General features: G+C 32.0%; 7 protein-coding genes. All 7 read right to left on the bottom strand.

The window, feature by feature from the left end:
* Positions 1-18: 18 nt before the first annotated feature.
* Complete coding sequence (locus IMX26_RS00375) at positions 19-3,120, bottom strand: methyl-accepting chemotaxis protein (protein WP_195159745.1); 3,102 nt, start codon at positions 3,118-3,120, stop codon at positions 19-21.
* A gap of 353 nt (positions 3,121-3,473) precedes the next feature.
* Positions 3,474-5,663, bottom strand: a complete 2,190-nt coding sequence (locus tag IMX26_RS00370; RefSeq protein ID WP_195159744.1) for a methyl-accepting chemotaxis protein — start codon at positions 5,661-5,663, stop codon at positions 3,474-3,476.
* A 387-nt stretch (positions 5,664-6,050) separates the two neighbouring features.
* Entirely contained in the window at positions 6,051-6,494 is a 444-nt protein-coding gene (locus IMX26_RS00365; RefSeq protein WP_195159743.1) for a chemotaxis protein CheW, read from the bottom strand.
* Between the two features lie 24 nt (positions 6,495-6,518).
* Complete coding sequence (locus IMX26_RS00360; RefSeq protein WP_195159742.1) at positions 6,519-9,122, bottom strand: methyl-accepting chemotaxis protein; 2,604 nt, start codon at positions 9,120-9,122, stop codon at positions 6,519-6,521.
* 488 nt (positions 9,123-9,610) lie between these two features.
* Entirely contained in the window at positions 9,611-10,603 is a 993-nt protein-coding gene (gene fliM / locus IMX26_RS00355; RefSeq protein ID WP_195159741.1) for a flagellar motor switch protein FliM, read from the bottom strand.
* Positions 10,604-10,605: 2 nt separating this feature from the next.
* Positions 10,606-11,067, bottom strand: a complete 462-nt coding sequence (fliJ, locus tag IMX26_RS00350) for a flagellar export protein FliJ (protein ID WP_195159740.1) — start codon at positions 11,065-11,067, stop codon at positions 10,606-10,608.
* 2 nt (positions 11,068-11,069) lie between these two features.
* Positions 11,070-12,374, bottom strand: coding sequence for a flagellar protein export ATPase FliI (gene fliI, locus IMX26_RS00345; protein ID WP_195159739.1), 1,305 nt, complete (start codon positions 12,372-12,374; stop codon positions 11,070-11,072).
* Positions 12,375-12,404: the final 30 nt, after the last annotated feature.

The following is a 12,404-nucleotide window of genomic DNA, read 5'->3' as shown; positions in this document are numbered from 1 at the left end:
TTACCTCTCCTTTTGACATTAATCATCTTTCTTTTTGCTCAATTTTTCAAATTTATTTTTTAGCTTGTTGCCAAAGTCCATAAACCCATTTTTCAATTTATTATCTTTAGCTAAGTTTTCTTTTTTCTTTTCAACATTGTTACCTAAAACACTCTGTAATATATCATTTACTTGTTCTTTATCTATCTCATCTGCAAAATCATCAATAACCTTTATTTCTTCTTCTCGCTCTTGAATTTGAGGTTCTTCATCATCATCTAAAAATGAAAAATCAAATTCCTCATTGTCTTCTTGAGCTAACTCTATATTAGCTGTTTGCTCTTCTTCGCTAATATCTTTAACTACATCATCAATAACCTCAGTTATCTTGGCTTGTATATCATTATTTGACTCATTGTTAATTGTATCATCATTTTTTTCTGTTGTTATATTTTCACTGAGTTCTAAATGATCATCTATACCTGCTAACTCAGAATTTTCTATTTCTGAGTCAAGCTTTATCTGATCTTCATTATTTATTAAAGATGAGTCTTTTGTTGTTAAATCATAATTATTGTCATTTCTTAAGTCATCAGCTGCTGCTTCAGCTCTCGCTTTAGCTGCTTCTATTTCTGCAAACAGCATATCTTTATCTATTTCTTTATCTTTAAGGCTAAACTCACTTATTAAGTCATTAAGCATTTGAGCTTGTTTAGACATATTTTGGCTAGCTGTTGCACTCTGTTCAGCCGTAGTTGAGTTAGATTGGGTAACTTTAGAAACCTCTAATATACCTGCTCCAATTTCATCTATAGCAGCAGACTGCTCTAAAGATGCCTCTGCTATCTCTTCTACTATTTCACCAGCCTCTGTTATTCTACCCACTATTTGAGAAAGTGCTTTAGCTGTATTATTAGCAATACTCTTACCCTGCTCTACCTTATTTAAGGTATCTTCTATTAGGTCTGTTGTTTCTTGAGCAGCATTGGCACTTCTTGTTGCTAAGTTACGTACCTCGTCAGCAACTACTGCAAAACCCCTACCAAATTCACCAGCTTTTGCAGCCTCAACAGCGGCATTTAAGGATAAAATTCGAGTTTGAAAGGCAATACCATCAATTACTCTAATTATTTTAGATATATTGTTAGATGATTCATCAATTCCATTCATAGCTAATAACATATCTTGCATTTTTTGATTACCTAACTCAGCTTGTTCTCTTGCTTCTATTGAAATGTCATTAGCGTTGTTAGCATTTTCAGCATTTTGCCTTGTTTGACTTGCGACTTGTGTGATTGTAGCTGAAATTTCTTGTACTGTACTTGCCTGTTCAGCCGCGCCCTGTGATAATACTTGGCTAGTACTCGCAACCTCAGTAGCACCTAACTCTACTTGCTCAGCAGCATTTTGCATCTCGGATGCCATAAGATTAAATGAATCAATTATATGGTTAATTGCTACCTTCATTTGGTTGAAGTCACCCATGTATTCTCTATGTATCTCTACATTTAGATTTTTACTAGATAATTTAGTTAATACTTCAGACATTTCAGCTATGTATGCCTGCAATTCTTTTCCTGTTGCATTAACGGCAGTTTTGATCTTATCGAAATCGCCTCGATAATTACCAGTCATTCTGGCACCTAAGTTTCCTTGATCTAGTTGGTTTAGTACTATGGCTGCTTCATTTATTGGGGTAACCATTTTATCTAAAGTTTTGTTAAAACCGGCTACTATTTCTTTATAACCACCTTTAAAGGAGTCTGCATTTCCTCTAATTGTTAAATCACCCTCTACAGCAGCGTTAGTTAAAGTATCTGCCTCAGAGACTAGTTTATTTAATGTTCTTACTACATATTGCATGCTTTTTGATAGTACATCTTTATTTGATTTAGGTTTAATCTGTAGTTTTAAATTACCTCGGGCAATCTGCTCAGCATTACGTGCTTGTTGTTTAATATTTTTTACTAAAGCATCAAAAGCACGCATTAAGTCACCAATTTCATCTTTAGAGGATGTATCAATTTTTATATGAGTATCACCTGTAGCTAAGATATTGGCTTGTTCCACTAAGTTTGCAATAGGTTTAGTAACTTGTTTAGATATTACTATTACTATAGCAAAACCAATTGCTGCTAACACAACTATTAATATTAAACATAATACCAGCAAAGATCCACTAGCTTGTTTTGTAATTTGATTCATTGGAATAACTAAGCTAAATACCCATGGAGTATTGGTATTGCCTATTTTTACAGGCACATAGGAGAACCAGCATTTTTTATACTTATAACTACTTTGTGCTTTATAACTAAAACTTTCACCTTTACTAATTGTTTTAAGAACATCTCCCCCAAGTTTATGTTTATAGGAAGTCTCACCAAAATTATGCCCTATTAATTTTTCATCATGCACTACATACTCACCATTATTAGACATTAAGAAATAATAGCTCTCATCATATTTGCCTAAGTTATATGGTAAAACGTTTAAAGCAGTTAATGAAATATCAATACCAACTACCCCTAAAAACTTTCCATTATCGTCATTTATAGGAACAACAATAGAGGTCATGGTTCTCTCTTTTCCATTAGAAACAAACTCATAAGGGTTTAAAATAATTTCTGTTTTATTCTTTTTTATATTACTATAATAATCCCTAACACCATTTTCATAACCAACTAAAGGCTCTAAAACAACATCACACACAGAGCGTGTGTATGCAGGAATAAATCTACCGGTTGCATCATGTCCATCTTTATTAACATATTTTTTATCTAATTTGTCAATGCTATTTGGCTCCCAACAACTCCAAACACTCCAATAATTCTTATTAGCAATTAAAACATGTTTTAGCATTGAATTATAGTATTCTCTACGATCATTTTCATTAATATCTTTGTAACCTGTAAAGGATTGAGCCAATGTTCTGGCGCTATCTAAAGCCTGTTTAAGCTCTCCTTCGACCATGGATGCATTTTCTTTAGCTAAAACTTCACTATATTCGTAGGCACTATTTAGCTCATTATTATTAAAAGTATAAAGTATGTAAGAAATAAGAACTAAAAATATTAATCCCGTAATAGCTACTGTTGAAAAACTTATTCTTGCTCCCAGCTTCATTTCTTTTAAAAAGTTCATTATCGCTTCTCCTATAAAAGTTTTTAAGAAAATATTTATCTATTTTATACAATGGCAACTTATAGTATTTTGATACCAAAATACCTGGTGCAAATTTATTAAACTTATACTTTTAAGGCACTTTGATTATTAACTTCACTTATCTTATCGTCACTTTATTATGAATATTAATACTAAAATACAAATAAATTTACATTTGTAAAATTATTTAATTTATTTTACTATTCTTAAATTTATCTTCAATTACTTAAATTTATTGAATATTAGCAATAGCTCTACTTAAGTAATAAAGGAGTTGCTTTGGTAACAACTCCTTAACTATATGTTTAGTCTTATCAGTTTAAAAATTATCTTTAATACTTTCCAAACTCTTCATCATCTAAGGTTATTTCAAGGTCCTTATTATTAACAACATCACTTGTTGCTGCAACTGCCTTAGTTGCGGTAACTAACTCTATTTTATGAGCATTGATTGTTGCTTTAGTAACAAATTTTTGTAATAAATTTTGCAGGTACTCAGCTTGAGCAGCCATTTGCTCACTAGCAGAAGCACTTTCTTCAGCTGTTGAAGTGTTAGATTGTGTAACAGTTGATATTTGCATTATCCCGTCATTAATTTGAGCTATTGCGCTTGCCTGTTCGTTAGAAGCATTAGCTATATCATCTACAATAACACTAACATCTGTTATTCCATTTACTATTTCAGCTAAAGCACTTGCTGTTTCGGCAGCCATTTGGGTACCATCTTTTACTTTTTTAATTGAGGTATCAATTAAATCAGTTGTTTCTTTAGCTGCTTCAGCACTTCTGGCAGCCAAACTTCTTACTTCTTCAGCTACAACAGCAAAGCCTTTACCATGCTCACCAGCTCTTGCAGCTTCTACAGCAGCATTTAACGCTAAGATATTGGTTTGGAATGCTATATCATCAATAACTTTAATAATTTTACCAATGTTTTTAGATGCAATATTCATTTCTTCCATTGCTTCTAACATATCTTTCATTTGTTCATTGCCTTCTTCAGCCATTGCTTTTGCTGTAGTAGCTATTTCATTGGCCTGGTTAGCATTATTGGCGTTCTCACGTGTTTGTTCTGCTACCTCAGTAATGGTTGCAGACATTTCTTCAACTGAACTGGCCTGTTCAGCAGCACCATTTGAAAGATTTTGACTGGCATTTGAAACCTCTCTGGCTCCAGATTCAACATGTCCTGATGATTCTTGAATCTCACCAATGATTTGATTTAATGAATTTATAATGGTATTAATAGAGTCGCGAAGTTGTTTAAAATCTCCTAAGAAGTTACTATTTATTTCAACATCTAAGTTATTGTTGGCAATTTGATCTAGTACTGTAGATATTTCTTTAATATAATTTTGAATCTCAGAAGCTGTAGTATTAACTGAGTCCTGAATACGAGCAAAGTCGCCCCGATAATCACCATCTACTCGAGCATCTAAGTTACCCTCTGCCAACTCGCTCAAGGCCTCTAATGACTCCTCTATAGGTATCATTATGGCATCGAGTGTTTGATTTACTCCATAAACTATATCCTCATAAACCCCGTTAAATAATGTAATATTAGCTCGAGTATCTAAATCACCTTGAATAGCTGAGGTAGTTAATTTACCTGTTTCAGTTACAAGATCATTAAGGGTTTCTACAATTTTTTTCATACTCTTAGAGAGTATATCACCCTCTGATTTAGGAACAATTTCCATACTTAGGTCACCATTTGAAATACTCTCAGCAATCTCTGATTGCAAATGAATATTTTCGACTATTTGAGCAAATGCACCGGTTAAAATGCCAACCTCGTCTTTAGTTATTTGCTCAACACCAATATTAACATCACCTTTAGCTAGTTTATTGGAGACATCTACTAGTACGCTAATAGGCTTTATAATTAAATTAATTATTAGTAATGACAGCCCTACCATTAAGAATATTGCTATAACACTCAAATATATTAACTTCTTCATTAATGCTTTACTTGTATTAGTAAATTCATCTCCTAGTGCTTGCATATTACCATTCATTTTAGCTGTTATGCTTGCTAAGGGAACTTGTATTTGTTTAAATTTATTATCTAAATCACTATGTAGGTTTTTTATTTCAGTTGTTGTGTATTTTGTTTTACTTAATGCAGGTAACATTTTATTTTCGTAAATATCTATTAAATCTTCTAAAGCAAGCTTAGCTTCGTTTATTAGCTTAAGGTCTTCTTCAGATATACTATTATTTTTAATTTTGTTAATTAACTCAAGAGCCTTTACTTTTTCTGACTGCCATAGTACCTCTGATTCTTCTATGTCTCTATTAATAATTGAGTCTGCAATTACTTGATAAAGTCTAGCTCCAATTGAAGATCCCTCAGTAGCATATATAGCTATCGATGAGCCAGCGTAGTTCTTCTCTTGTAGTGTTTTTAAGTCATTAAGTGAGTAATAAGTTACACCACACATAACTAACACCACTATTAGGCCTACTGCTACAAGCATTCTTAATTTAGTTGCAATTTTTAAATCCTTCAACCATAACATTATATAGCCACCCTCAATTTAATATTTTAAGCATAATACCTTGTGACTCAATACTGTAAAAAGTACCTTTTATCTCTTTAGCCAAAGAACACAGTTATGCTTAATCAGTCCACTGACTAATTAATCGGTAAAATTTATCAACACTTAACTATTTTTTAACAATTAATTTAATGTTATTGTTTAATTTTTACATTAATAAAGTAGTTATTATTGTAATAATACTATTTTTGTATATTTAGCTATATATAAATAATATGGATAAAAAAAATAGCAAGTATTTGTAAAATACTTGCTAAATAAAGTTGACTAAGGTATTCATTTAAATAATATATCGCTTATTTAGTGGGCTATACTTTATATTTTAGTATAGTAAAAATAATGTTTAACCTATTTTAACAGCTCGCTACTATTTAATAAAATATACACTTCATCACCAATCTTGCCAATTCCTCTAACAAAACGATTACTCATATCATTATTAAAGTCTGGTGGATCAGAGATATTTTCATCGTTAAGTACAATAACTTCTGATACTCTTTCTACAATTAAGCCAACTGTTGTGTTATCTATATCAACTACAATAAAGCAAGTTCTATCATCAAAAGCTATTTCGTCTTTACCAAAGCGCAAACTTACATCCATAACCGGTACTATTTCTCCTCTAAGATTAATTACACCTTTTAAGTACTTTGGTTGATTGGGAATAATGGTTATTTTTTGAACTCCAATAATTTGCCTAACATACTTTATGTCTATTCCATAGGTCTCATTATTAACTATAAAGGTTAAGTTTTTGCCTTTTTGGGTATTATTATCGCTTGCATTATACATAGTATCTCTCCTATCTATTTAGTATTAATACTTACCAAAATCAGAGTCGTCTAGAGATATTTCAATAACAGATTCTTTATTGTTTTCCTTATTAGCTTTGACAGTTTTTGTTTCTTTTTTGATTGTATGGTGATTTAAAGCTGTTCCTTTTAGTGTAAACTGGCTTACCAAGCTCTGAAGATACTCTGCTTGTGCCGCCATTTCTTCACTGGCTGAGGCACTTTGCTCTGATGTAGCAGTATTAGACTGTGTTACCTCTGATACCTGTATTATACCATCATTAATTTGAGCTATAGCAGATGCTTGCTCATTTGAGGCATTTGCTATATCCTCAACAATACTACTAACTTCATTTATACTGGTTACAATTTCTGCCAAAGAACTAGCTGTTTCATTAGCAGTTAATGTACCTTCATTAACCTGCTTAATTGAGTCATCAATTAGTTCTGTTGTTTCTTTAGCTGCCTCAGCACTGCGAGCAGCCAAGCTTCTTACTTCTTCAGCAACTACAGCAAATCCTTTTCCGTGTTCACCTGCTCTTGCTGCCTCTACAGCGGCATTTAGGGCTAATATATTAGTTTGAAAAGCAATATCATCAATAACTTTAATTATTTTAGAGATATTTTTAGATGATTCATTTATAGCATTCATAGACTCTAACATGCTTTGCATTTGATAATTGCCTTCTTCAGCCATTGCCTTCGTACTATTAGCAATCTCATTTGCGTTATTAGCATTTACAGCATTTTGCTTGGTTTGCTCTGAAACTTGAGTTATTGTTGCTGACATTTCTTCAACTGAACTAGCCTGTTCAGTTGCACCCTGTGATAAGCTTTGACTTGAGTCTGAGACCTCTCTGGCACCCGAACCAACCTGCTCTGAAGACTGCTTAATTTCTGCAACTATATCATTAAATGATTTAATTATATAGTTAAGAGCGTCCTTCATTTTACTAAAATCTCCTAAGTAATTACGATCAATATTCACATTTAAATCGCTGTTAGCCATTTGTGAAAGCACCTGAGACATCTCAGCAATATAACCATTTATTTCAGTTGCTACAGTATTTACAGAGTTTTTAATATGCTCAAAATCACCCTCATACTGCCCTGTAACTCTAATAGATAAGTTACCTTTAGCTAGTTCATCTAGGGCCTGTAGAGATTCACTAATTGGGGTATTTATAGCTGCTAAAGTTTTATTAACACCATCTAGCACCTCTTTATATCCCCCTTTTAATTTATCTGTTTTGCCACGGGCTGCCATATTACCAGCAATCGCTTCTCTAGTTAACATATTGGCTTCTATTATTAGTTCTTTTACAGAATCAATTATTAGCTGCATACTTTTTGATAATGTATCATCATCGGATTTTGCTTTAATAGCTATATCTAGGTTTCCATTAGCAATTTCTTGGGCATTTAAAGATACATTTTTTATATTTTCTGCTAATTGCTTAAATGATAAAGTTAGTTTACCTATTTCATCCTGATTTATATTTTCAGTATTTATATCAAAATTAACATTACCAATAGCCAATAGGTCAGCTTGGGCAACAATATTTTTAATAGGATGTGAAACAATTCTGTTAACAGAAAGTGCTGTAGCTCCAGCAATCATTAGCAGAATTAAAAAACCAATTAAGGCTAACATATAAGCCTCAGACCTTGAGTTTGCTGTTATTTCTTTCATTGGCAGTACCAAACCAATTGCCCATGGTGTTTTTGTTTCACCTATATTAACAGGGTTAAAACAAATTAGGCTCTGAAGTCCTGTTGCGATGCTCTGTTCTTCATAACTAAGAGGCACGCCCTTTTTAATAGCATTTAAGGTATTCTGATAAATATCATCTGGCAAACCACAAATATCAAGATGTTTTCCTTTAACATTTTGGTTATTGTGTACTATAAATTCACCCTCATTAGTTATCATAAAGAACTGTGGGTCTTTATAGCTGCCAACACTAAACTGAAAATGATCTAGTGACTCTAAAGACATTTCGCCACCTATTACTGCTAAAACATTACCGTCATCATCCTTAATAGGAAAAGATAATGTTACAGCCTTGAATGTATTGCCATGGGTCTCATACAGGTATGGTTCAGTTATAATAACATCTCCAGAGTTTTTTGCTAACAAGTAATAGTCTCCAGCGCCAGCTGTGTTATAACCCTTACACTGCTCTGCTACAACTTCACCATTTATTCTTATCCAATAAGGTATAAATCTACCTGTTTTATCATGGGCTTTTGCATTCTTATATTTATAATCGTAGTTATCTAAGGCATTAGGTTCCCATACAGTCCAAACTCCTAACAAATTAGAGTTCTGCTCAACTACATTTTTCATTTGCATATTGAAGTAATCTCTACGTCTACTAGCTGCTATGTCTTTGTAGCCATCAAATACATCCGCTAAGGTATTGAGAGTAATGTAAACATCATCAAACGTTTGTACCATCATTGATGCATTGTCTTTAGCTAAAGAGTTTGCATACTGTTTAGCCTGTGTTATATCTTTTTGCACACTAGAATTAATTAAGTAACCAAAAGCTATAACTAAAATGAGGGCAGTTAAAACAACAGTTGTAAGCGTAATTTTTATGCCAATCTTTAGTGATTTAAACATGCTCCTAAATCTCCCTTGATCTATTTAGCAGGACAAACTTTTATATCTTTTTGTTTACTTATACTGCTTCTACTTAATTTTACAATATATCTGCACTTAGTTTATTCCTGCTCTAAATTTTTCGGTAGTTTATTAAAATATTATAGTTTCTTTTAAAATTACTATTTTACATATCAGTACAATAAAATTCTACTTAATTATTATTGATTTAAGGTAAGTTTAAAGTAAAAAAGAAAAAAAAACTAACTAAAAAATTAATTTAAATGGATTTTGGCATGAATAATATAAAATACCCACTGTTTTAATGCTTATTTTACATTATTTTCTCGTACATAATAACTATTTTATGTAGTTACATTAAACTGATAATTATATATATTATTAGTATATTTTAGGTTTATTTTAAACTATTACATACGCTGATTTTTTTGAAATTTTGTAAAAATTAAAAACTCACTCATACTTAATGAGTGAGTAGAAAAATGCTCTTATTTAATGTTTGCTTCTGGCTTTTTTATGTCGGTTATTTTTAATGAGAACTTCTTATTATTTGAGCCTGGATTGCCCTTAAATTTAATGTAATCATTTATGAAAATATCGAGTTTATCATCGATATTTGTGTTTAAAGATATTATATCTCCCACTTGTAAATTTACTACATCATCAAAAGTAACACTAGCATTTCCTAATAATGCTTTTACATCAACTTTTGTTTTACTAGCTTTCAGCTCAACTAGTTTTTTGGCCTCTTCTTCAAACTGTTTAGCTTTTGCAGAGGTAAACCAAAGCTTTGCATTTAATCTGGGCATAACAGACTCTATTACAATATGAGGGTAACAAATTGTTATAATATCATCAACACCATCAACCGAAGTTTTAAAAGTTACTAAAATAATCATTTCATTGGGCGATGTAATTTGGGCTAGTTCAGGATTAGATTCAATTCTTTGAATTGTTGGCTTTAAAGATATTACGTTTTTCCATGGCTCAGCAAGCTGTTTAACAAAGTGTTGAATAACTCCGTTTATTGTTGAAAGTTCTATTGCTGTAAAATTCTTAACAACCTCTGTAGATCCACTTGAACCCCCTAATAATCTATCAATAATTGCATAAACAATACTTGGTGGCATGTTTAAAACTATTGAGCCTTTTAGTGGATTCATATCAACTAAAGCAAGTATTGAAGGGTTAGGAACTGATTTATCAAAATCAAGATAGGTGAGAGCCTCTATACTAACTACTTCAATTTGAAAAGATGTTCTTAAATATCTGGTTATAATATTTGCAACCATCTTACTGTAATTTTCGTGTATTATTTGAAGTGTTCGGATATGTTCCTTAGCAAACTTGCTTGGTCTTCTAAAGTCATATTTAGTGATTTTTGTTTCATCCTCATGCAATAAATTATCTAAATCTGCATCGCCCGATGATATGTTTTTTAATAAAGCATCAATTTCTGATTGTGATAGAATTTCATTCATAACTATACCTCATATCTGTTCTTAAGTTTTTTATAGAATTTATAGCTGTTAATTTCATCATTAGTTTTTTGTTCTTCTATTTTAAGCTCGTTTTTATATTTATCGAACTCATTCTCTTCTAACTTTACTAATATTTGCTTTTCTTTAACAGCGTTTAATAGTTCTAAACGAATTTTAGCTATTCTTTTCTTTATTTCAGCTATTTCTTTTTTTTGAAATTCAATTCTCTGGTCTAAAACATTCAGGTAATCGTAATAGCTTAATATTTGATAGATAGTTGTTTGCTCCTGCCTAGATGACTCAAACTCAGCAATTAAGCTTTCTCGTTTTATTATAGTATTTGTTAAATAACTATTAGCATCGTTTAAAATTTGTATTTCATTAGAAAGTTTATTTTTAACATTTTGCTCAATTTGTTTTTTTAGGCTAAGAACTGTTTCAAACTTAAACTCAAATCTTTTCATGATTATTTAAATACCTGCTCTAGTAATTTTAAGGTTTCATCGTATGTAATATTTTCCTCTACTCCTTGCTCTATAAAGGCATAAATTTTATTAATTTTACTAATAGCATAGTCTATATTAGAGTTACTACCCTTTACATAAGCACCAATGTTTATTAAATCTTCCGACTCTCGATAAATAGCCAATACTTTTCTTAGTTTAGAGGCAGTATTTTTGTGTTGATCGCTTACAATCTGACTCATTACTCTACTAACACTATCTAAAATATCTATTGCGGGATATCTATTTTTGCTAGCTATTTTTCTTGATAAAACAATATGTCCATCTAAAATACCTCTTGCCGCATCTGTTATTGGCTCATTAAAATCATCACCATCTACTAGCACTGTATAAATACCTGTTATAGATCCCTTATCTGTACTACCTGCTCTCTCTAACAGCCTTGGCATTACTTCAAATACAGAGGGTGTATAGCCTCTTGAAATAGGGGGTTCACCTATAGCTAAGCCTATCTCTCTTTGGGCCATAGAGAATCGTGTTAAAGAATCCATCATTAAGAGTACATCTTTACCTTGATCTCTAAAATATTCAGCTATTGCGGTTGCTACAAAAGCAGCCTTTAATCTTACTAAAGCAGGTTGATCTGAGGTAGCAACTATTACAACTGACCGAGCTAAGCCATCTGGCCCTAAATCACGCTCTAAAAATTCCTTTACCTCTCTACCACGCTCACCAATTAAGGCCACAACATTAACATCTGCTATTGTGTTTCGAGCTATCATACCCAATAATGTGCTTTTTCCGACCCCACTACCAGCAAATATACCAATTCTTTGACCTTTACCAATGGTTAGCAATCCATCTAGGGCTTTAATACCCAGTGATAAGGGCTCTTGTATTCTGGTTCTCAGTAAGGGATGTGGCCCTATTCTGTCTATAGGATAAAAATCCTTATCCTCTATTTTTGTGCTTTCATCAATAGGATTGCCTAATCCATCTAATACTCTTCCTATTAGCTTATCTGAAACCCGAACCTTCAATGTTTCTTTGGTGGATACAACTCTGTCTCCTAGCCCAATTCCCTGCATTTTTCCAAGCGGCATTAGTAACATGTTACTTTCATCAAAGCCTACCACCTCAGCTTTTACAATTTTTTTAGCTGAATGAATGTAACATAAATCACCTATATTAACCTCTGGACCTTTTGAACCTATTGTTAAGCCAACCACTTTAGAAACTCTTCCATAATATTCAATAAAGTCCGACTCATTTATAGCATTTTTGTATAACTCTAATTTGCCTGTCAAATAGATGCCTCCTTAAGCTATATATCTATA

The organism is Clostridium sp. 'deep sea' (assembly GCF_014931565.1).
GTDB lineage: Bacteria > Bacillota > UBA994 > PWPR01 > PWPR01.
This window is presented reverse-complemented; position numbering and strand designations above follow the sequence as displayed.